The 20,908-nt window shown below is 67.4% G+C and carries 18 protein-coding genes; 5 read left to right on the forward strand and 13 right to left on the reverse strand.

Annotated features, from left to right (window positions below):
- The first annotated feature begins 42 nt into the window (after positions 1-42).
- Both ACLJPD_RS27175 and ACLJPD_RS27180 read left to right on the forward strand, forming a co-directional pair.
- Positions 43-1,824 (forward strand): thiamine pyrophosphate-requiring protein, encoded by a 1,782-nt coding sequence (locus tag ACLJPD_RS27175; protein ID WP_410875954.1) that lies wholly within the window; start codon positions 43-45, stop codon positions 1,822-1,824.
- 2 nt (positions 1,825-1,826) lie between these two features.
- Positions 1,827-2,297 (forward strand): CinA family protein, encoded by a 471-nt coding sequence (locus ACLJPD_RS27180; RefSeq protein WP_410875956.1) that lies wholly within the window; start codon positions 1,827-1,829, stop codon positions 2,295-2,297.
- Positions 2,298-2,307: 10 nt separating this feature from the next.
- Here ACLJPD_RS27180 and ACLJPD_RS27185 read toward each other — a convergent pair whose 3' ends face one another.
- The 5 genes from ACLJPD_RS27185 to ACLJPD_RS27205 all read right to left on the reverse strand — a co-directional run bounded on the left by ACLJPD_RS27185 (position 2,308) and on the right by ACLJPD_RS27205 (position 8,513).
- Entirely contained in the window at positions 2,308-3,570 is a 1,263-nt protein-coding gene (locus ACLJPD_RS27185) for a dihydrolipoamide acetyltransferase family protein (RefSeq protein WP_410875958.1), read from the reverse strand.
- 27 nt (positions 3,571-3,597) lie between these two features.
- Positions 3,598-4,581, reverse strand: a complete 984-nt coding sequence (locus ACLJPD_RS27190; RefSeq protein ID WP_410875960.1) for an alpha-ketoacid dehydrogenase subunit beta — start codon at positions 4,579-4,581, stop codon at positions 3,598-3,600.
- A 20-nt stretch (positions 4,582-4,601) separates the two neighbouring features.
- A complete protein-coding gene (pdhA, locus tag ACLJPD_RS27195) occupies positions 4,602-5,693 on the reverse strand; it encodes a pyruvate dehydrogenase (acetyl-transferring) E1 component subunit alpha (protein WP_410875962.1) in 1,092 nt (363 codons plus the stop codon).
- A 10-nt stretch (positions 5,694-5,703) separates the two neighbouring features.
- Complete coding sequence (gene lpdA / locus ACLJPD_RS27200) at positions 5,704-7,152, reverse strand: dihydrolipoyl dehydrogenase (protein ID WP_410875963.1); 1,449 nt, start codon at positions 7,150-7,152, stop codon at positions 5,704-5,706.
- Between the two features lie 161 nt (positions 7,153-7,313).
- Complete coding sequence (locus ACLJPD_RS27205; RefSeq protein ID WP_410875965.1) at positions 7,314-8,513, reverse strand: PucR family transcriptional regulator; 1,200 nt, start codon at positions 8,511-8,513, stop codon at positions 7,314-7,316.
- Positions 8,514-8,587: 74 nt separating this feature from the next.
- Between ACLJPD_RS27205 and ACLJPD_RS27210 the strand changes: the two genes are divergently transcribed.
- On the forward strand, positions 8,588-9,871 hold the full coding sequence (locus tag ACLJPD_RS27210; protein ID WP_410875967.1) for a class I SAM-dependent methyltransferase: 1,284 nt from the start codon (positions 8,588-8,590) through the stop codon (positions 9,869-9,871).
- A 4-nt stretch (positions 9,872-9,875) separates the two neighbouring features.
- Here ACLJPD_RS27210 and ACLJPD_RS27215 read toward each other — a convergent pair whose 3' ends face one another.
- Positions 9,876-10,358 (reverse strand): nuclear transport factor 2 family protein, encoded by a 483-nt coding sequence (locus tag ACLJPD_RS27215; protein ID WP_410875969.1) that lies wholly within the window; start codon positions 10,356-10,358, stop codon positions 9,876-9,878.
- A gap of 55 nt (positions 10,359-10,413) precedes the next feature.
- The gene (locus ACLJPD_RS27220) at positions 10,414-11,667 is read right to left on the reverse strand and encodes a Glu/Leu/Phe/Val dehydrogenase dimerization domain-containing protein (RefSeq protein ID WP_410875971.1); all 1,254 of its coding nucleotides are present in this window, start codon (positions 11,665-11,667) and stop codon (positions 10,414-10,416) included.
- Positions 11,668-11,857: 190 nt separating this feature from the next.
- Here ACLJPD_RS27220 and ACLJPD_RS27225 point away from each other — a divergent pair, with 190 nt between their 5' ends.
- Positions 11,858-12,793 (forward strand): LysR substrate-binding domain-containing protein, encoded by a 936-nt coding sequence (locus tag ACLJPD_RS27225; RefSeq protein ID WP_410875973.1) that lies wholly within the window; start codon positions 11,858-11,860, stop codon positions 12,791-12,793.
- A gap of 12 nt (positions 12,794-12,805) precedes the next feature.
- Here ACLJPD_RS27225 and ACLJPD_RS27230 read toward each other — a convergent pair whose 3' ends face one another.
- From ACLJPD_RS27230 to ACLJPD_RS27245, 4 genes are all read right to left on the reverse strand, one after another.
- Positions 12,806-13,975, reverse strand: coding sequence for a serine hydrolase domain-containing protein (locus ACLJPD_RS27230; RefSeq protein ID WP_410875974.1), 1,170 nt, complete (start codon positions 13,973-13,975; stop codon positions 12,806-12,808).
- Between the two features lie 130 nt (positions 13,976-14,105).
- Positions 14,106-15,179, reverse strand: coding sequence for a quercetin 2,3-dioxygenase (locus tag ACLJPD_RS27235; RefSeq protein ID WP_410875976.1), 1,074 nt, complete (start codon positions 15,177-15,179; stop codon positions 14,106-14,108).
- The gene (locus ACLJPD_RS27240) at positions 15,176-16,120 is read right to left on the reverse strand and encodes an alpha/beta hydrolase fold domain-containing protein (protein ID WP_410875978.1); all 945 of its coding nucleotides are present in this window, start codon (positions 16,118-16,120) and stop codon (positions 15,176-15,178) included. The genes ACLJPD_RS27235 and ACLJPD_RS27240 overlap by 4 nt, the downstream gene beginning before the upstream one ends.
- Positions 16,121-16,226: 106 nt before the next feature.
- Positions 16,227-17,489 carry a PucR family transcriptional regulator gene (locus ACLJPD_RS27245; RefSeq protein WP_410875980.1) on the reverse strand — a complete coding sequence of 421 codons (1,263 nt, stop codon included), beginning with the start codon at positions 17,487-17,489 and terminating at the stop codon, positions 16,227-16,229.
- 307 nt (positions 17,490-17,796) lie between these two features.
- On the opposite strand from ACLJPD_RS27245, the gene ACLJPD_RS27250 reads away from it, so the two are divergent.
- On the forward strand, positions 17,797-18,597 hold the full coding sequence (locus tag ACLJPD_RS27250) for an adenylate/guanylate cyclase domain-containing protein (RefSeq protein WP_410875982.1): 801 nt from the start codon (positions 17,797-17,799) through the stop codon (positions 18,595-18,597).
- A 6-nt stretch (positions 18,598-18,603) separates the two neighbouring features.
- Here ACLJPD_RS27250 and ACLJPD_RS27255 read toward each other — a convergent pair whose 3' ends face one another.
- Both ACLJPD_RS27255 and ACLJPD_RS27260 read right to left on the reverse strand, forming a co-directional pair.
- Positions 18,604-19,857, reverse strand: a complete 1,254-nt coding sequence (locus tag ACLJPD_RS27255; RefSeq protein ID WP_410875984.1) for a PucR family transcriptional regulator — start codon at positions 19,855-19,857, stop codon at positions 18,604-18,606.
- A 47-nt stretch (positions 19,858-19,904) separates the two neighbouring features.
- The gene (locus tag ACLJPD_RS27260; RefSeq protein ID WP_410876325.1) at positions 19,905-20,894 is read right to left on the reverse strand and encodes a LacI family DNA-binding transcriptional regulator; all 990 of its coding nucleotides are present in this window, start codon (positions 20,892-20,894) and stop codon (positions 19,905-19,907) included.
- Positions 20,895-20,908 lie beyond the last annotated feature (14 nt).

Raw genomic sequence — 20,908 nt, forward strand, 5'->3', positions numbered from 1 at the left:
GACGACGGCCGTCGAGACGTAGGGATCCGAAGAGAGGAAACCATGTCGATGCAGGTGGCGGACTTCGTCCTCCAGCGGTTGCGGGAGTGGGACGTCAAGCAGGTGTTCGGATACCCCGGTGACGGCATCAACGGCTTGATCGCCGCGTTCGGCCGAGCCGAGAACTCCCCGCGCTTCGTGCAGAGCAGACACGAGGAGATGTCCGCTTTCCAAGCCACGGGTTACGCGAAGTTCAGTGGCGAGGTCGGCGTGTGCATGGCCACCTCGGGACCGGGCGCGATTCACCTGCTCAACGGCCTCTACGACGCCAAGCTCGATCATGTGCCGGTGGTCGCCATCGTCGGCCAGACCGCCCGCAGCGCGATGGGCGGCAGCTACCAGCAGGAGGTGGACCTGCAGTCACTGTTCAAGGACGTGGCGTCGGACTACCTCGTCGAGGTCAATGTCGCCAACCAGCTGCCCAACGCGCTCGATCGGGCGATCCGCACCGCCCTGACCCGCCGCGCACCGACCGCGGTGATCATTCCGGCGGATCTGCAAGAGGAGCCGTACGAGCCACCCACGCATGCTTTCAAAGAGGTGCCGTCCAGTCCGCCGAGCATTTCGTGGAGCACCCCGGTCCCGGCGCGCGCGGAGGTGCGGCGAGCGGCGGAGGTGATCAACGCCGGAACCAAGCTCGCCGTGCTCATCGGTCAGGGAGCGCGCGTTGCGGCCGATGAGGTACTCGAGGTAGCCGAGCTGACCGGTGCGGGGATCGCCAAGGCTCTGCTGGGCAAGGACGTGCTGTCCGACGACCTGCCGTTCGTCACCGGCGCGATCGGCCTGTTGGGCACCCGTGCGAGCTACGAGCTGATGCGCGACTGCGACACCTTGCTGATCGTCGGCTCGAACTTCCCCTACAGCCAGTTCCTGCCCGAACTGGACCAGGCACGGGCCGTGCAGATCGACTACGACGGCGCCGCGATCGGGATGCGCTACCCGACCGAGGTGAACCTCGTCGGTGACGCGAAAGCCACACTGCGCGAACTGATCCCGCTGCTGAAACGTCAGGATGACCGCTCCTGGCGCGACACCGTCGAAGCGAACGTGCGCAACTGGTGGCAGACACTCGAACGCCAATCCATGCTCGACGCCGAACCCGCCAACCCGATGCGGGTGGTGTGGGAACTGTCGCAATGCGTGCCGGACAACGCGATCATCACCGCGGATTCGGGCTCGTCCACCAACTGGTACGCCCGCTGCCTGCGCATGCGACCCCCGATGCGCGGCTCGCTGTCGGGCACGCTGGCCAGCATGGGCGCCGGTGTTCCCTATGCCATCGGCGCGAAGTTCGCGCACCCGGGCCGTCCGGTGATCGCGCTGGTCGGTGACGGTGCGATGCAGATGAACGGCCTCAACGAGCTGATCACCATCCAGCGTTACCAGCACCTGTGGGCCGACCGACGACTGATCGTCTGTGTCTTCCACAACAACGACCTCAATCAGGTCACCTGGGAACTGCGCGGCATGGGTGGCGCGCCGAAATTCGAGGAGTCGCAGACACTTCCGGACATCTCCTATGCCGAGATCGCGCGCTGCACCGGCATCGAGGCGATCACCGTCGACACCTCCGACGGCATCCGGCCCGCGTGGGATCGCGCGCTGGCCGCGGACCGACCCGTCCTGCTCGACATCCACTGCGATCCCGAGGTGCCGCCCATCCCGCCGCACGCGACCACCGAGCAGATCAAGGACCTCGGTCGCGCCGTACTCCAAGGCGACCCGGGCGCGTGGCATCTGCTGGTCCAGGGCGTGAAGACCAAGGCCCAGGAACTTCGGCCGTGATCATGGCGAACGAGACCACGGTCGCGGAACAGCTCGCCGAGCTCGCCGAACGACGCGGCGTGACGGTAGCCGTCGCCGAATCGTTGACGGCAGGCAACGTCGCCGCGGCCTTGGGCGCCGCACCGAATTCCGCGGTGTGGTTTCGCGGCGGGGTCGTCGCCTACGCCACCGAGGTCAAACAGCATGTGCTGAACGTTCCCGCCGTGCCGGTGGTGTCCGAGGTCGCGGCGACGGCGATGGCGCAGGGTGTGCGATCGCTGATGGACGCGGACTTCGCCGTCGCCACCACCGGCGTCGGCGGCCCCGAACCGCAGGACGGTGAGCCCGTCGGTTCGGTGTGGTTCTGCGTGGTGTCACGCAGCCGGGCGCGGGCGATTCACCGCCGATTCGACGGCGACCCCGCCGAGGTGGTCGAGCGATCCACCCGGTACGCGCTCGAATTGCTGTTGTCCATGGCGAAGGAGCGGGAGTGACCGCCCCCGATTACGCCACGATCCGCAGTGGGTTTTCGACGAGCTCCTTCAGGGTCGCCAGGAATTGAGCCGCCACCGCGCCGTCGATGGCCCGGTGGTCCGCGGACAGGGTTACCCGCAGGATCTTGCGGGCGACCACTTCGTCGTTGTCGAGGCGTAGTTCGTCGGCCGCCGCTCCGACGGCGAGGATCGCGGATTCGGGCGAGTTGATGACCGCGGTGAACTGCTCGATGCCGAACATGCCGAGGTTGGAGATGGTGAAGGTGCCGCCCGACATCTCCTCCGCGCGCAGCTTGCGGTCGCGGCCGCGGCTCGCCTTGTCACGGCTCTCGGTCGCGATCTCGGACACGCTCTTGCGGTCCGCGTCGCGGATCACCGGGACGAGCAGTCCGACCGGGGTCGCCACCGCGATACCGATGTGGATTCCCTTGTGGCGCAACAGCTTGTCGCCCGCGAAGCTGACGTTGATCGAGCGTTGTTTGCCCAGCGCGACGGCGACCGCTTTGACGAGCAGATCGTTCACACTGACCTTGCCGTCGCCCGCCGCGTCCAGCGTCGCGTTGATCCGCGCCCGGAACGCGAACAACTCGGTCACATCGATCGCGCTGGTCACGTAGAAGTGTGGTGCCTGCTGCTTGCTCTCGGTGAGCCGAATCGCCGAGACGCGCTGAATATTGGTCAGCGCGACCTCTTCGAAGTCCTCCGATGCGGGAACATGCGGCACGGCAACCACACTCGTATCCGGTGCCGCCGTCGTCGGCGCGATGACCGCGGCAGCGCCCGCGCTGTGTGCTACCTCCACGTCGCGTTTCGTAACCCGCCCGCCGGGGCCGGTGCCGACGACAGCGTCCATGTCGACCTGCAATTCGCGGGCGATCTTGCGGGCGAGCGGCGAGGACTTGACCACGCCGGTCCGGGGCGCGCCCGTGACGGTCGCACTCGGCGAATCACGTTGCGGGCCATCGTTTTGGGCTGTCGAGTCCGCGGCGGACGCCGCGACACTCGATGGCGTCATGGCAGTAGCGGTGGTCGATGTGGTGCCGTCGCCGACGATCGCGATGGGTTCACCGATCGGGACACGAACGCCCGGCTCGGCGATGATCCTTTCGAGAACCCCGTCGTCGTAGGCTTCGAGCTCCATGAGCGCTTTGTCGGTCTCGATTTCGGCGACGATCTCGCCGCGGGTGATCTGGTCGCCGACCTGCTTGAGCCAGGCGGAGACGACGCCGTCCTCCATCGTGTCGGAGAGCCGGGGCATGACAATTTCGGGCATGACTTGGGTCCGTCCTGTTCCTGGTTCTCAGCGCCGCCGGCCGACGGCCGCCAGGGTTTCGGTCACCGCGGTGTAGAGCGATTCCGCGGACGGCAACGCGAGCTTCTCCAACGGCTTGGCGTACGGCAGCGGAACCTCGGCCATGGCGACGCGGCGCACGGGAGCGTCGAGATAGTCGAACGCGCCGTCGGAGATCGATGCCGCGATTTCCGCGCCGATACCGTAGGTGAGCCAGTCGTCCTCACCGATCACCGCGCACCCGGTCTTGCGGACGGAGGTGATGATGGTGTCGCGGTCCAGCGGACGCAGACTGCGCAGGTCGATCACCTCGACCGAAATACCTTCGCCCGCAAGGCGTTCGGCGACCTGGGTGGCGATGGTGGCCATGCGGGAGTAGCCGATCAGCGTGATGTCGGTCCCTTCGCGGGTGACCGCGGCTTTGCCGATCTGGGCGGGTGGAAGATCCTCGGGCACTTCGCCCTTGGTGTTGTAGAGCGACAGATTCTCCAGGAACAACACCGGATCGTCATCGGCGATCGCGGCCTTGAGCAGTGCCCGCGCGTCGGCGGGCGTGCTGGGGGCCACGACCTTCAGGCCGGGCACGAAGGCGTAGTACAGCTCGATGTTCTGCGAATGCGTCGCCCCGAGTTGCTGACCACCGCCACCCGGTGTCCGGATCACGATGGGCACGCTGGTCTGCCCGCCGAACATGCCGTAGATCTTCGCGGCGTGGTTGACGATCTGATCCAGCGCCAGCAGCGAGAAGTTGATCGTCATGATCTCCACCACCGGGCGCAGACCGAGCATCGCGGCACCGATGGCCGCACCGACGAAACCCTCCTCGGCGATGGGGGTGTCGCGCACCCGCTTCTCACCGAATTCGTCGAGTAGACCGGCGGTGATCTTGTAGGAGCCTTCGAAGACGCCGATCTCCTCACCGATCAGGAATACGTCGTCATCGCGTCGCATCTCCTCGCGCAGGGTTTCGCGCAGCGCTTCGCGATAGGTCATGACAGGCACAGTGGACGTCCTCAGTGGGTGAAGAGCGGATCGGCGGGCAGACGGCGGGAATCGCCCGGCACGGGGGTGGCGTAGGTGTAGTCGAACAGGCTCGACGGCTCCGGATGCGGGCTCGAATCGGCGAATTCGACGGCGGCGGCGACACCGTCGGCCACCTCGCGCTCGAGATCGCCCAGCGACGCTTCGGTCAGCACACCGGCGGCGAGCAATCGCTGCTGCCACAGCACGATCGGATCGTGCTCCCGAACCGTGGCGACCGTGTCGGTGCTGCGGTACTTGGCCGGGTCGACCACCGAGTGGCCCTTGAGCCGGTAGCTCACCGCTTCGAGCAGTGCGGGTTTGCCTTCTCGGCGGGCGTCCTCGATGAGCTCACTCGCCACCTCGCGCATGGCCAGCACGTCGGTTCCGTCGACCCGCTCCCCCCGCATGCGATAGGAGGCGGCGCGCTTCCACAGATCGGGTTCGGCCGAGGACTTCTCGACCGTGGTACCCATGCCGGTCTGGTTGTTGATCACCAGGAACACCACCGGCAGCCGCCACAGCGCCGCGATATTGAGCGACTCGTGGAACGCGCCGATATTGGTGGTGCCCTCCCCCATCTGGCACACCACCACGTCGTCGCCGTCTTTGTAGTCGATGGCCAGCGCCGCGCCGATCGCCAGCGGAACCTGTCCGCCCACGATGGCGTAGCCGCCGAGCAGGCGAGTCGCGGTGTCGTACATATGCATCGAGCCACCCCACCCCTTCGAGGTGCCGGTGGAGCGGCCGTAGAGCTCGGCCATCACCCGACCCGGTTCGATGCCCTTGGCCAGCGCGTATCCGTGTTCGCGGTAGTTGGTGAACAGGTAGTCGGTGGGGCGCATCGCGGCACCGAGGCCGACGACGGTGGCTTCTTCGCCGAGGTTGAGGTGGCAGTAGCCGCCGATCTTGGCCTGCTGGTAGCTCTGCGCGGTGCGCTCTTCGAAGCGCCGGATGAACAGCATGTCGCGGTAGAGACCACGCAGGGTCTCCGGATCTTCGGCCGCGACAGCGGATTCGACGTCCGACAGGACGGTCTTCGTCGGTGTGCGGGTGGGCTTTCGCCGCGCGGTGGTCGTGGTCATGTCGAGCTCCTCAACGCTTGCGTGGCGCGATGTGCACCGGCAGTCCGAGGCCGGCCATGGCCGCCTCCATGCCGATCTCGCCGAGAGTGGGGTGGGCGTGAATGGTGTCGGCCAGCTCGTCGAGCGTGGCTTCCAGCGAGATCGCGAGCGCGCCCTCGGCGATCAGGTCACTGGCCGACGGGCCGATGATGTGCACGCCGAGCACTTCCTGATGCGCCTGCCCCGCAACGATTTTGATGAACCCTTCGGTCTCGCCGAAGGTCTTGGCCCGGCCCAGCGCAGCGAACGGGAACTTGGCGGTGATCACCTCGTGGCCTGCCGCGCGGGCGGCGTCTTCGGTGAGACCGACGCTCGCGATCTCCGGGTGGGTGAACGTGGCGGCCGGGATCACCGCGTAGTCGATGTGGGCGTCGTGCCCGGCGATCACCTCGGCCGCGGTGATGCCCTGGTGGGAGGCGACGTGGGCGAGCAGGGCCCGTCCGGTCACGTCGCCGATGGCGTACACGTGCTCGACCCCGGTCCGCAGTCGGTCGTCGACCTCGATGAAACCGCGTGCGTCCGTGGCGATTCCGGCCACCTCGAGGCCGAGGTCGGCCGTGTTCGGACGGCGTCCGACTCCGACGAGCACCACGTCGGCGTCGAGGTCGGCTGCCGTCGAACCGCCGACCGACACCCGCAGCGCGTCGCCCTCGGTGATCGCGGTGACCGTAGCGCCGGTGAGAACGGTGATGCCCCGCTTGCGGAACGAGCGGCCGAGCGCGTCGCCGATCTCCTTGTCCTCCAACGGAACCAGGCGATCCTGCATCTCCACGACCGTGACCTGACTGCCGAAGGTGGCGAACAGGCTGGCCCATTCCGCCCCGACCGCGCTGCCACCGATCACCACCAACCGTCGCGGCACCTCGGTCAGGCCGAACGCGCCATCGGAGGTGACGACCCCGGGCAACTCCGCGCCCGGGATCGGCAGCCGCGCGGGCACGGAACCGGTCGCGACGATCACATCGCGGGCGCTCACCCGGCGCATCGCCGCCCCCGCCGCGGCGGCGTAGCGGGGGCCACCGTCGAAGATCGGCGACGCGCCGACCTCGTGCACCTCCACGACGGTCGGCTCGACGAACCGTGCGTGACCCTCGATCACCGTGACCCCGTTGGCCTTCAACAGGCCGGCGACCCCGTCGGTCAACTCCTTGACGATGCCGTCTTTGCGTTGCCGCACGGCGGCGAAGTCGTAGCGCACATTGTCGGCGTGCACACCGAATTCCGCTGCGGTGGTGAGAGTCTGGAAGACCTCGGCCGAGCGCAGCATCGCCTTGGTGGGGATGCAACCCCAGTTCAGACACACACCGCCAGGGCGCTCCTTCTCCACAACGCAGACCTGCAGGCCGCGTTGCGCGGCGCGGATGGCGGCCACGTATCCGCCCGGTCCACCACCGATCACCATTAGATCGAATTCCGGCACTCGTGGTGCTCCTCAGCTCGACGATCAACCCATCCACGGTTGTGGCTTGGATCATCTGTCGAGTCTCGCGGTCCACAAATGCACAAACAATCCACCAACAGCCCAGAATCCGGGGCCCAGAAATGGGCGCAGCGCCCAGTCGGTCATCGCGGATCCGGCACTCAGCCGGGTTTGCGCACACCCAATTCCAGCGCGGCCAAGGCGAGGGAAAGCTCCAGGTAGGCCCGCTGTCCCTCCAGTCGCCGACCCAACAGGGCGGAGATCCGCTGGAGTCGGTTGATCACGGTGTTGCGATGGCAGTGCAGGCGTGGCGCGGCATTGGCGGCCGAACAGTTCTCCGCCAGCCAGATCGACAGCGTCCGCAACAAGATCTCCTGCTCCTTCGCGGGCAGGTCAAGCACGGGGCCGAGCGTACGAGCGACCATCAGCGCGGTCAGGTCGGGAGAGCGAAGCAACAGGGCTTCGGGGTAGCGCTCTTCCAACGACACCACACCCCGCGCCGCCGCGGGTAAGGTCTCCAGGCCGAGCATCGCCAGCGCATGACCCGTCTCGATCTGCGCCAGTCCCTGCACGACGGGTGACGCCGCTGCCCGGCCCCGGATCCGACTGCGTACCTGATCGAGCACCGCGGAGCCGTTGCGCTGCTCGAGCGAGACCAGCCCCACCATGGTGTCGACGCGGTCGTGCCAGACAGACCGAATACCCAAGGCCGCCAACGCTGTCTCGGTACCGATCTCCACGTGCGGTCGGTCTCCGCGCACCGCGACCACCAGGTACCCGCCCTGGGCGGGCAGATTCAACTCGCGCGCCGCCCGCGCGGCAAACGTCGCGTCGCGAGCGCTGCCCGCCAGCAGATCCTCGATCAACCCATGTCGCCGACGCTCGTCGCGACGGACCTGCTCCAGTTCGGTGCTGCGATAGGAGGTGACCAGCTCCGACGACATCCCGTCGATGGCCGACCAGGTAGCCACCCCGATCCCGCGGACCTCGCCGGGCGGAAGTTCGCCCGCCTTGTCGAGCAGTGCCTCCCACACGATCTGACCGCCTAGCCGGAACGTCCGCAGCATGGCCTCGAGTGGCACGCCCTGCGCCGCACGATTGCGGCCGATGGCGGCGGCGACACCGTCGTGATCCGAGCCGGTCACATCGCCCGCGACGAGATCGAGCACCCTGGTCAGATAGCGGCAACACGCGGTGTGCAGATCCTCGCGGCTGACCGGCGAATAGTCCGTCCACTCCGGGATATCGGTGAAGATCGCGGCGATCAACTGCCTGGTCAGCACCGGAATCTCGGTGCGGCACGCGGCCACCAGCTGCCTCGTACCGACCGAGGCAGGTGTGTGCTTGGTTCTCGCGGCCATATCGCTAGACGCTACGCCCGGATGACGCCGCGTCGTTGCCACGCCAACAGCGCGACACGGGCCATAGTGGTCTGATGGGAAACCCGGCCACCATCGCTGCCGCGTTCGAACCTCTGCTGCGCGCCTCCTTGGGCCCACGCCCTGTGGTGGGGTTCGAGTTCTGGGACGGCAGCACGATCCGACCCGAGGGTGAAAGCCGCGGCACGATGCGCGTGCGATCCGAGGATGCGCTGCGCCACCTGGTCTGGGCGCCTGGCGAACTCGGCGTGGCGCGGGCCTACGTCTCCGGCGCGGTCGATCTCGACGGCGATATCTTCACGATGCTGCGAGCACTCCAGTCGACCGCACCCAACGACGCGCGCCTCGGTCTGGGTGCGGCCAGGGAGGCCATCGGGGCGGCGCGACAGCTCGGGGCGCTGGGTCGCCGCCCGCCACGACCACCGGAGGAGGCCCGACCGCGGCGCGGGCCGCTGCACACCAAACGGCGTGATGCGGCGGCGATCAGTCATCACTACGACGTCAGCAACGATTTCTATCGGCTGGTACTCGGACCGAGCATGACCTACTCCTGCGCGCGGTTCGTGCCGGACGACGACGGCTCATTGGAGACCGCCCAGCGCGCCAAGCACGACCTGATCTGCCGCAAATTGGGCCTGGCCGAGCAGTCGGGTATGCGCCTGCTCGATGTGGGCTGCGGCTGGGGTTCGATGGCGATGCACGCGGCGTCGACCTATGGGGCCCAGGTCGTCGGCGTCACGATCAGCAGTGCGCAGGTCGAGCTCGCTCGCCGACGAGTCGCCGACGCGGGGCTGTCGGGCAGTGTCGAGATCAGGCTCGCCGATTACCGGGACCTGCGCGGCGAACAGTTCGACGCCATCTCCTCGATCGGCATGTTCGAACACGTCGGCTCCGGCCGCGCCGCCGAGTACTTCGACACCCTGCGCGCACTGCTGCGCCCCCGCGGACGGCTGCTCAACCACGCCATCTCCTCGCCGGGCGGCTCCGTCATGGGCCGTCGTTCCTTCATCGGGCGCTATGTCTTCCCGGACGGCGAACTCGTCGACGTGGGTGAAGTCGTCCTTGCCATGCAACGCGCCGGATTCGAGGTCCGCGACGTCGAGGCCCTGCGCGAGCACTACGCGCGCACGCTTCGCCAGTGGGTCGCGAATCTCGAAAATGCTGGGGAACAGGCGATTTCACTCGTCGGCGAAGGGCGCGCGCGAATCTGGCGGCTCTATATGGCCGCCTCCGCGCTGGGTTTCGAGGACGGTGGCCTCGGGATCCACCAGGTGCTGGGCGTGGTGCCCGAAGCGACTGGCAACGCCGATATGCCCGCGACACGACGCGGATGGGGATAGTGGCTCAGTGCTGCAGGGTCGGGTCCCAGCGATTCGCGATCAGCGTGAAGCTGGGCGTGTCCGCCAGCGAGGTCCGCTCCTCGTAGATGCGCTCGTACCCGGTGGCCGCGATCCGCCATTTCCCGTCGGGGTCTTTGCGGTACTCGTCGAGGTAATAGCCGCCGCCCTGGATGCGCACGCTGTAGTCCGGCACGATCACGGTGTCCTCGAAGGCCCACGAGCCGCGCGCCACCATACCGTCCACGTCGATCTCCGGATGGTTGGCGATGTGCACCGTGATGATCCCCGACCCGAGATTCTCGGACATGAATTTCACGACGCTCTCGCGGCTGTCGTAATGCAGCGGCTCCTTCATCGCATGGGTGCCGTACCGAGCCTTGATGTCCTCGGCCAGACAGTCGCCGAATTCGTCCCACTGCTTGAGGTCCAGCGTGCGGAAGTAGCGGTATTTGAGGCGCTTGATCTCCTCGATCGCAATGAGGTCCATGCCCGAATTCTAGAACGTGTTCCATTGCCATCGAGGGGAATCGACCACCGCGCGATCAGGAGATGATGACCGGGCCCATGATCGGGGCCGGGTCGTCGGCCCAGCGGTGGCCCGTGTCGCGCGGGGTGACGCCGTGGTCGGTCCACGCGGCCAGCAATTGCGCGACCTTGCTGTGCATGATGGTGCGGAGTCGGTCGAACGAGTTCTCCGGGATGTCGTCGACCTGTCCGAGCAGCAGCCACCACGCCCAGGCCACGGCCCCCGCGTTGGCGACGAAGTCGGGCAGCACCGCGATGCCGCGCGCGGCCAGCATCGCCTCGGCCTCCGGTGTGGTGGCGGCGTTCGCGGCCTCGACTACGATCCGGGCCCGGACGTCGAACGAGTTGTCCGGGTTGATCGCGTAGGAAATCGCCGCCGGGACAAGGATATCGACGTCGGCGGCGATCACCGCCGTACGCGGCAACTGCTCGATGCCCTCGGGCAGTCGGGTGCGGTCGATCTCACCGTAACCGTCGCGCAGGTCGAGCAGCGCCGGAATGTCCAGTCCGTCAGCGCAATACAGGGTTCCCGCGGCATCGGCCACGGTGGTGACCTTCATGCCCGCCTCGTGCAGGTAGTAGGCCGCCGCCCCGCCCATGGTTCCGATGCCCTGGATCGCGACGGTCGTCGCGGCGGGTACCCGGCCCCACGAGACCGCGGCGGCGAGGCAGGCGTGCGCGACCCCGTAGCCACCGATCACATCGCCGAGCAGGAATCCGCCCTCGACCGCGGCGTTCAGCCCCTTGCGGACCCGCACCAGGGTCGCGGCCGGGTCGTCGGCGCGACGGATCGCGGCGTGGTAGCTCTGACCGAGGCCGAGCTTGTCGAAGACCGCGTCGATCAGGTGCTGCGGGACACCGAGATCCTCCGCGGTCACCCAGTGCTGGTCGATCCACGGGCGCATGGCCTCGCAGAACCGTTCCAGCACCTCGACGGCACGCGGGTCCTTGGGGTCGAAGTCGATCCCGCCCTTCGCGCCGCCGACCGGCAGGTCGAAGGTGGCGGTCTTGTCGGCCATGCCGCTGGCCAGATCCTCGACCTCGCTCAGGGTGCAACCGGCACGCATCCGGGTGCCGCCGGTCGCCAAACCTCCGCGCAGGGTGTGCACGACCAGGTAGCCGACCGCGCCGGTCACCGAATCCGTCCACAGCAGGCGCAGATACGGTTCGCTGCGGCGGACCGCGGGGGTGGGGGCGAGGGCCGGCGGAATCGGCGGCAGGGTTTGCGCGGTCACCTGCGGGGTATCACCGGGGTTCTGGATAATCGTCATCGCGCACCACCTACTCATTGTTCTCGCCCGTCGACACCGTTCTCGCCGAACGCCGGTCCGGACCTCGTCGTCCCCGGCTGATCACGTGTGCCTGGTGTAACCAGCGTGCGGGCACCCCTGCCACCGCGTCTATTTACAGTTCGTTCACGGCAGTGTTCAGTGATGCTGCACAGCGCTTAGGGTCGATGTCATGGATCTGTCGCTGACCCGTCTGCGCATGTTGCGTGAGCTGCACCGGCGCGGCACGATCACCGCGGCCGCGGCGGCCATGCACTACACCGCGTCGGCGGTCTCACAGCAGCTCGCGCAACTGGAACGCGATACCGGCACCCGGCTGATCGAGCGCCGGGGGCGCCGGGTGCAGCTCACCGATCTCGGGGTCGTCCTCGCCGAGCACGCCGAGGAAATCCTCGCCTCGGTCGAGCGCGCGACCCAGGCACTGGAGGGGGCGGGAGAGTCGCTCTCAGCGAAGATCACCGCCGGAGTGTGGGCGTCGGTGGCCTCCGGTCTGCTGCCCGACGCGCTCACGACGCTGGCCCGAACCCATCCGGGAATCCGGGTGCGCACACGGGAACTCGCGCCGGAGTCGACCGCGGCCGCGGTCCGCGACGGCGCCCTCGACCTGTCCTTCGTCCTCGACTACTCGAACTATCCGATGTCATGGGACGGTGGCCTCGAACGCACGGTGATCGCGGTCGAGCGACTCTACGCCGCGGTCCCCGCCGGCGCGGTGCCGACGACCAGCGTGACGCTCGCCGAACTGTCCGAGCACCCGTGGATCCTGTCCCCCGCCCGGTCGCATTTCGGGCAGGCGGCTCGGCTGGCGTTCCAGTCCGTCGGGATCACACCACGGATCGACCACGAAGTGGAAGAGCAGGCGACCGCGATGGCGATGACCGCGGCCGGTCTCGGCGTGACGCTGGTGTCGGATCTCGGTCTGGCACTGCGACCGCCGGGCGTGGACGTCGTCGAACTCGGCGACGGACTCACCCGGACGGTGTCGCTGGCCTACCGCACCAATACCGCGCGACGGGCCGCGTTGCTGCTCCTCGTCGACGCGATCCGGACCGCGGCATCGCAGAAGGGCCTCGGCGTCGACACCCCACCGCCCGCCCCGACGAACTGACGGCTGGACTGCTCAGGGAACCGCGGGTGGGCGGTCGGGGACCAGGAGCGTGCTGATCTTCGTGCCGATGCCGACGGCGTTGTTCTGGTCGGAGTCGGAGGTCGGGCCGAGCGTGGCGTAGACGACGACGGTCGTCTCAGTTTTGGTGTCGTAGAAGGCGACTCCGTCGTAACCGCCGTAGGACGGGTTCATGAACAGCCAGTCGGCGAGATGGACCACGCCGAAGGCGAAGTACTTCTCGGTGGTGAAGGGGCCGAGACCCGCGGTGGACGGGCCCATCATCTGCTCGAACTGCTCGCGGGTGAGTCGTTCGCCCGTGCCGAGGGCGCGGACCCAACGGCCGACGTCGGCGACGGTGGAGTTCATGTTGCCGCTGTGCAGGAAGGCGGTCGGGTTCCAGAAGGTGGAGTCTTCGAAGAATTTTCGTTCGTTGGTGTAGCCGTGCAGGATCGGTTCGTCCATCTGTGGGTCGAGTACCACTTCGCTGTCGCGCATGCCGAGTGGCTCGGTGATGTGTTCGGCGATCAGCTCGCCCAGCGGCTTGCCCGCGGCCTTCTGCAGGACTTCGCCGAGGACCACCAGATCGCTGTGGGCGTAACCGAAGCTGGTGCCCGGCTCGAACACCGGCGGGCGGGCGTTGGCACGCTCGAGCAGTTGCGCTGCGGTCCATTCGCGAATCGGGTTCTCGCCGAAGATCTTCAGGAACTCCGGCTCGGTCACATAGTCGGAGATGCCGGACGTGCTGTCGGCGAGCATCCGCGGGGTGATCTTGTCGGCGCGCGGGAAATCGGGCAGCCACCGGGCGATGGGTTCGTCGAGTTTCAGCACGCCCTGGCCGTCGAGTCGCCACAGGACCGTGGACAGCATGGGTTCCATCGGCTGGCCCACCCGCAACCGCATGTCTGCTGTTGCTGCCACACCGAGCGGCGATCCGCCAAGTGCGCCGAGGGCGATTCGCTCCTCGCCCCGCCACGCGCCGTAGACCGCGGAACTGAGGTCGAGTTCGGTCATCTCAGCGCGCACGATATCGGCGATCTTCGTCGCTTCGGCGCTCTCGACCGGCGAGGAGGGTGCGCCTGCGGATTTCTCCTCCGCGGTGCAGCCGCCCGTGGCGACCGCGAGCACGACCGCGAGCACCGCGCATGCTCTGGGGTATCCACGATATCGAGGCGACATGCTCATGACGGCGATCCCTTCGTCGAGGAAATCTCACGACCAGCAGCGATGTCGAATCTACGCCTCGAAGGGCCACTTCCACGGCAAGGGCAACGCCGAATAGTGACGCCCGCCGATCAGCCGCCCCACCACTGCCTCACTCGCCCGCGCCTCGCTGCGGCGGCGGACCGACGACCTCGAGGTCGAGCTCGGCCCGGGCGCGGGCGAAACCCTCGACCGGGAAGCTCATATCGCCACCCTCGGTGTGGATGTGCGCCTGTGTGGGTGTGTTCATGTACTCGAAGAACTTCTCGAACACATCGGTGGTGAGCAGACCGAGCATCTGGGTGTTGTGGCTGTCGAAGGCGAAGCTGTGCACCGTGCCCGCGGGCGCGTGCAGGAAATCACCCTTGGTCAGCAGCATCTCTTTCCCGTTGGCGTGCAACAGGATTCGTCCTTCGAGACAGAGGAAGTTCTCGGTGTGCTGACGGTGGAAATGCCGCGGGATATAGGAGCTCTTGCCACCGCTGGTGTGCATGGCGAAATAGGTTCCGCCGGTATTGCGTGGTCGCGCCAGGTAGGAATTGAGTTGATCCATGCTCGCCCACCGGTCGCCTTCGCCGGCTTCGAGCACATAGGGCGACTCGCTCATCGGCAGTGTCGCCGCGGGGCGCGGTGGTAGGTCGCGCTTTTCCAGATCGTGAATCCGTACCCCGAACTCGACCGCCAATTCCGATTGTCGCGTCGACGAGATCGTCACGGCCGCGGTGATATCGAAGACATGGGAGGTGGTCTCGCGGCCGGTCGACTGCGCGAACCGGTGTCCGTCACCGATCGTGAGCCAGCTCAGGAACCGGGTGCGGTGCGCGAGCATGCGATAGGCGTACGGAATTCCGGGCGGGACGGCCACGGAATCGCCGGGAACGAGATGGCGCGTCTCCCCCGGTAGCCACACCTGGAGCGCGCCGTCGGTGACGTGCAGGAACCGATGCTCGCGGTCATGGGAGAGAAACGGGGTCTCGATTCCCTTGCCGCCGAACACATAGGCGGCACCGAATTGTCCACCGGTGTCGGCCGGGCGGGCGATGACCGTGATCAGCTGTCCACCGAGTTCATGGCGCTCACCTTCACCGGCGGCCATGTAGTACGGGGCACAGCGCCCGGGCAGTGCATCGATGGCCGGTGCGAGCGTGTGCATCTCGTCGATAGCCGGAATGTCGAAAGTCGTCATTGTCGGGGCCGACTCGCTTTCAGTGTCAGGGCGAAGAAGTCTTCGATGGCGGAGAAGGACGCGCACGGATGCCGGTCGGCGAATTGCGCGCCCGTCTCGGTCGAGGCCTGGATGTGGGCGCGCGCCCCGGGGTCTCGTTCGAGACGACCCTGGTCGAGACGCTGATCGGGGCCGAGTTCCAGCACATCACCGGGGTTGAAGAACCCGTGCCCGAAATCCTCGATGAGATAGAGGATGGCGTCGTTGCCCCGCGCGGCCAACGCTTGGTACAGAGCCACGCTCTGAGCGTAGGGAACCATGTTGTCGGCGAGACCGTGCATGATCAAGAACGGTGGCGCAGCACCGTTCACCTGTAATGCCGGGCTCGCCGAGACGGCGGCATCCGGATTGTCGCGGATCGGTCCGCCCAGCAGTCCCGCCTCGGGCGAATCGAATTCCCCGGGCAACCGCTCCCCGGCGAGATCGATCATGCTCGGCAGATCGGCGGGGCCGTAACCATCGACCACGGCCGCGACCGCACTGCTGACCGAAGTCTCTTCCTCGCCGGGCAGTCGCGCGATCTCCGAATGGACTCCGGTGAGCGCGGCCAGATGCCCGCCCGCCGAGGAACCCCACAGCCCGATGCTCCCGGGGTCGATACCGAATTCCGTGCTGTGCGCACGCAGCCACCGCACCGCGTGGCGGACGTCGAACAGTTGGCCGGGATGAACGGTCGCCGGGGTCAGCCGATAATCCAGGCTGACCATGACATAGCCGTCGGCGGCGAAATGCCGCACCAGATCCGGGCTGGCCTTGCGGTCTTGTAACCGCCATCCACCACCGTGCACCCACACGATCGCGGGCAAGGGCCGCGCTGTCGGGAGGGGTCGCACGACATCGAGCAATAAACCGGGCTGGTACTCGATGGTGAAACGACGGACAGCGGACGAAGCCGTGTCCAAGGGAAGAACTCCTTCAGAACGCAGAACCCGGGCTTGGGTCGCCGCAGAGCGGTTGTAAAGCCCACTGAGGTGCTGCCTGATTTCGACTGTAGCAGGCGCTGTCCGGTCAGCAAGCCTGCGCGGCGGGTGCGGACCGATCAGGGTCGCCGCGATCGATCGACTCCTGCTCGCCCACACCGAGCGTGCGGGCAACGAGCGCCGAACGCAGGCGCCAGACCCCGTCCGAGTGCAACGGGTCCAACCCGGTGATCTCGGCGATCCTGTTCAGCCGATAGTCGACGGTGTTGGGGTGAATGTGCAGTATGCGCGCGGTGTGCAGGCGCGTGCAGCGGGTCGACAGATAGGCCTTCAATGTCTCCAGGAGAACCGGATGCGCCTCGAGCGGATCCACCATCGCGGTCAGGTGGTGGCCCGCCGCGCCCGGTCTGGACAGTTGATACTCCAGCGACAGGTCCTCGAAGCGCGCCAGGCCGTCTCGGCGCAGGCGCCGCATGATGTCGAGCACCGCGTGCACACGCTCGACCGCTTCGGGAATTCCGTCGCCGCTCGCCGACACGAACGTGGCGCGAACTCGGGTGTGCGCCGCGGCGACAAGGTGTTCGACGAACCGTTCCGCCTCCGCGGGATCGAAGTGGTCCTGCGGAATCAGCAGCGTCGCGGTGCCGACACCCATCTGCATCAACGCCTGGTCACCGCACCGCTGCGATACCTCGGCTCGGACCCGGCGAACCGTTCGATGGGAGACGATCCGGCGCGACTCCCCCTCGTCATGGGGTGCCACGAACGCCACGGCGAAGACGAAGTAGCCCTCGGCCAGCCGCACTCCGCAGGCCCTGGCCATGGCCGGTGTTGCCTTTCCGGCCATGAGCGCCGCGGCCAGAGTGTCTACGGAATCGTCTCCCGCCGTGCGCATCTCGTTCGAGTACGCCTGTGCCATCGCGGTGGCGAGCCGGCTGGAGAGCTCGAAGAACACCCGCGTCACCTCGGCCACGGCCGCGTGGTCCTCGGCGGGTTCGGCCTGTGCGAGGAGATGGTCGAACGCCAGCAGGGTGCCTGCGCGCACCGCCTGCTGCATCGCGTCGAAGGGGACGCCTTCGCGTGCCCATTCCGTCACGCCGAAGCGCACATCGGACAGCGGCTTCGTGGTGTCCGCGCCGGTGAGCAGTCCGGCGGTCAGCTCGAGGCACGCCTTCACCATCACGGTGACATCGCGACGCAGATCGGCCAGCGGCACTCGGCCCGACAGTGCGCTGTCGACGACGAATCGGCTCATGATCCTGCCCGAAATCGTGGACGCCGCAGGGAGACTGTCGACCACCGGCCGACCTGCCATCGTCATGATCGGGGCCGACAGGACGCTGTCCGGCATGCGCACATACCTACCTTCCGGTGTTGTGCGCTCTATCGTGCGTTCTCCGCACCTCGCGTTCCAATGGCGTTTCGCACCGGAATTATTTTTGAGAAGTGCACTGTGCACCATCGACCGCCGGTCGGGCCTGACATCTGTGCACCGAACCGCGGTGCGAACACGACGGGAGCTCCGACTACCTCGGCATGCATCGAACATACCGCTCGGAATTCGAGTGAACGTCTGTGTACTATTCTGCCGTGAACAGCTCGGGCGCGCAGCCGCTACAGGGTTCGACCAGCTACGCTACTCCGCCAGGGTTGCTCCGATGACCACAGTCGCGATCACCCTGCTCGCGATCGTCGCCGCCGGTGAGGCCATCGGCCTGATCACCCTGTCGATCCTGCTGGCCCGCAGTCGCCGTAAACGGCTCGCCCCGCGTCGGGCGACGACCACGCAACTGTTGATGGTAGGCGGGCGCGAAGCGGTGCGAACGGCCTGGCAGGCTGCGGACCTGGTGCGCGCCAAGGGTTTTCGTGCCGCCGTGCTGACCTCCATCGAAGACCTCGCGGGCTGGGCCAAGGTCGAGCGCCCCGACCTGGCCAGGCTGACACCGGACGGCAATGTCGTGATCATGTTCTCCGACATCGAACAATCGACCGCGCTCAACGAGCGCCTGGGCGACCGTGCTTGGGTGAAGTTGCTCGACCGCCACCACCGCCTCGTCGAGCGATGCGTGCAGGCCCACGGTGGCCATGTGGTCAAGAATCAGGGCGACGGGTACATGATCGCCTTCGCCGACCCCGAGCAAGCGGTGGGCTGCGGGCTCGCCATCCAGGCTGCGCTACAGAAAGACGCCGAATCCTCGCGGGCCGAAACCGATTTCCGGGTGCGGATCGGTATCCACATGGGGACTTCGGTCCGCCGGGGCGATGATCTGTTCGGACGCAATGTCGCCATGGCCGCGCGCGTCACCGCGCAGGCCGAGGGTGGCGAAGTCCTGCTCAGCGAGCCGGTGCTGGAGGCGATCGGAAGCCCGCCGAATCTCGCCATCGGGGCCGGTCGTGACGCGACCCTCAAGGGCCTGCGTGGCACGCACCGCCTCACCCCGGTACGCACTGCGGGCTGATTTCGCTCACGTCGGTTGCGGTGTGTTCTGCCGCCAGAACAGCGCGTCCAGCGCGACAGCGATGTGCACGCTGTTCTCCGCCAGTGGGCGCGGCAGCAACTCGTCGGCGCGGGCGAGCCTGCGCAAGATCGTATTCCGGTGGGTGAACAGCCGCGCAGCCGCGCGCGTGGCGTTGCACTGCTCGTTGATGTAGGCGAGCACCGATTCACGCAGTTCGCTGTCGGCGTGTTCGAGATCGCCGAGGGTGTACTTGATGAAACGGTCTGCCTGAGCGCCGTTTTCGGTGATCAGCGACGTCAATTGCACTTCGGCGAAGGTGACCGTGCGACGAGTGTTGTGCGGGCGGGCGAGGATTCGGTGCGCGGCCTGGGCGTCGAGGTGACTCGTCCGGAAACCCGCGAGGTTTCGCCCGGTCGAGCCGATGGCGATGCGCACGCCGGGGATATGGTCCAACGCTTCGGTCAGGGCCGCGGCGTCGGGCGGGGTCGGCCCCGGCACCCACACCCACAGAGTGGCCGCGCTGGCGAGCAGACTCAGTGCCGTCGCCGCACCGGCGGCTTGGGCGAGGGCTCTGGTCACCCGGTGCGGTTCATCGAGTTCGGCACCGGGAACGTCACTCCAGGCGATGGCGGCGGTGTGGGTCGTGTCGAGCCGGTAGCCGAGTCGGGCTCCCGCACGCTCGATATTGATCGGTTCGCCTTCCAGAATGAGCGAGATCATCTCCCGCCGTTCGGCATACGAGCCGTGGGCGAGCGCGTCGCGCTCATCACCGATGACCTCGGTGATCGCCTCGATGGTGCCGTCCACGAATGCGGCGATCGAGGCGGCGGTGACCTCGAAGACCTCCTGCAGCTCGAACGGGTCGGGCGTCAGGATGAAGATGATGGTCATCCATCGCCGCCAGACGACATCCTGTCCGACGCGATAGGCCTGCAACGCGGCCTCGTTCATGCCGCGGCGGACCAGGTCGCGAACGATCGCGATCTGGTCGGCACCGAGGTTGATCGGCACCGGCATCCCCGGATCGGCCACGTTGGCCGAGGCCCAGTGCAGCAGGTTCGCCCGGTTCACGCGCCGGACCGCCTCCGCCAGCAACGGATCACCGGCGATGGCGCGCAAGCTGGTTTTGCGGAGCGTGGCGTCGTAGAGCTCGTCGAGCCACTCCTCCGGCGCGTTGATCGCGATCTCGGCGCCTTGGCGGATCACCTCACGCGCACGGTCGGACAGGCGTCGATCGAACAGACCATCACCAAGGTGCACCGCCTGATTATGCAACCTTCGATCCGAGTCTTATGCCGAGTTGGCGATCACCCGACAGTGGAGGCGCGCTCGACCAGGTGCGGGCGATAACAGATGTGTTCCGGCGCGCCTTTTTCGCCTGCTGCCGCCGAGATCAGCAGGTCGATGGCGGCGGCACCGATCTCGGCACGCGGCTGACGGACCGACGTGAGCGGCACGATGGCGGACCGGGCGAAGTCGATGTCGTCGTACCCGACCAACGCGATGTCGTCGGGCACCGCGACACCGTGCAGGGCCAGCGCCTGCAGGACGCCGATCGCCAGCAGGTCGTTGACGCAGAAGACGGCATCGGGGCGTTGCCCGGCGGGTAGGGCGACGATCCGCTCGCCCGCGTCGCGACCGGCGAGAACCGTGGGCGCGGCGGTGTCGACGAGCGCGAGGGTGGCGCCCGGGTAGAGCTCGGCGGCGCGCAGGGCGCCCGTGCGCCGATCGGCGATCTGCGACAGCGAGGCGGGGCCGCCGACGACGGCGATCCGGCGGCGACCGATGGCACACAGGTGCCGCACGGCCAACTCGCCGCCCGCCACGTCGTCCACGGCCACCGACGAGAACGGCGTGCCGTGCCCGTCACGATCCACCAGCACCACCGGAACACCACGGTGTCGCAGCGCGGCGAGCCGATCCTGATCGTTGCCCGACGGCGAGATCATGAGGCCGAAAACCCTTTGCTCGTCGAAGGTTTCGAGGTAGAGCCGCTCCCGGTGCGGGTCGTCGTCACTGGAGCCGAGCAACACCACCAGGTCGTGTTCGGCGGCGCGTTCCTGGGCGGCGCGGGCCACGTCGGAGAAGAAGGGGTTGCCGATGTCGAGCACCACTAGTCCGACGCAGCGTGAGCGTCCCGCTTTGAGTTGGCGCGCCGCGTCGTTGCGGACGAATCCTAGGCGCTCGATCGCGACCAGCACGCGTTCCACCGTGGCGGGGGCGACCTTGTCGGGCGAGTTGAGCACATTCGAGACGGTGCCGACCGACACCGACGCGGCGACGGCGACCTCCCGCATGCTCACCACTGGCG

It is taken from the genome of Nocardia sp. A7 (assembly GCF_046549215.1).
Lineage (GTDB): Bacteria > Actinomycetota > Actinomycetes > Mycobacteriales > Mycobacteriaceae > Nocardia.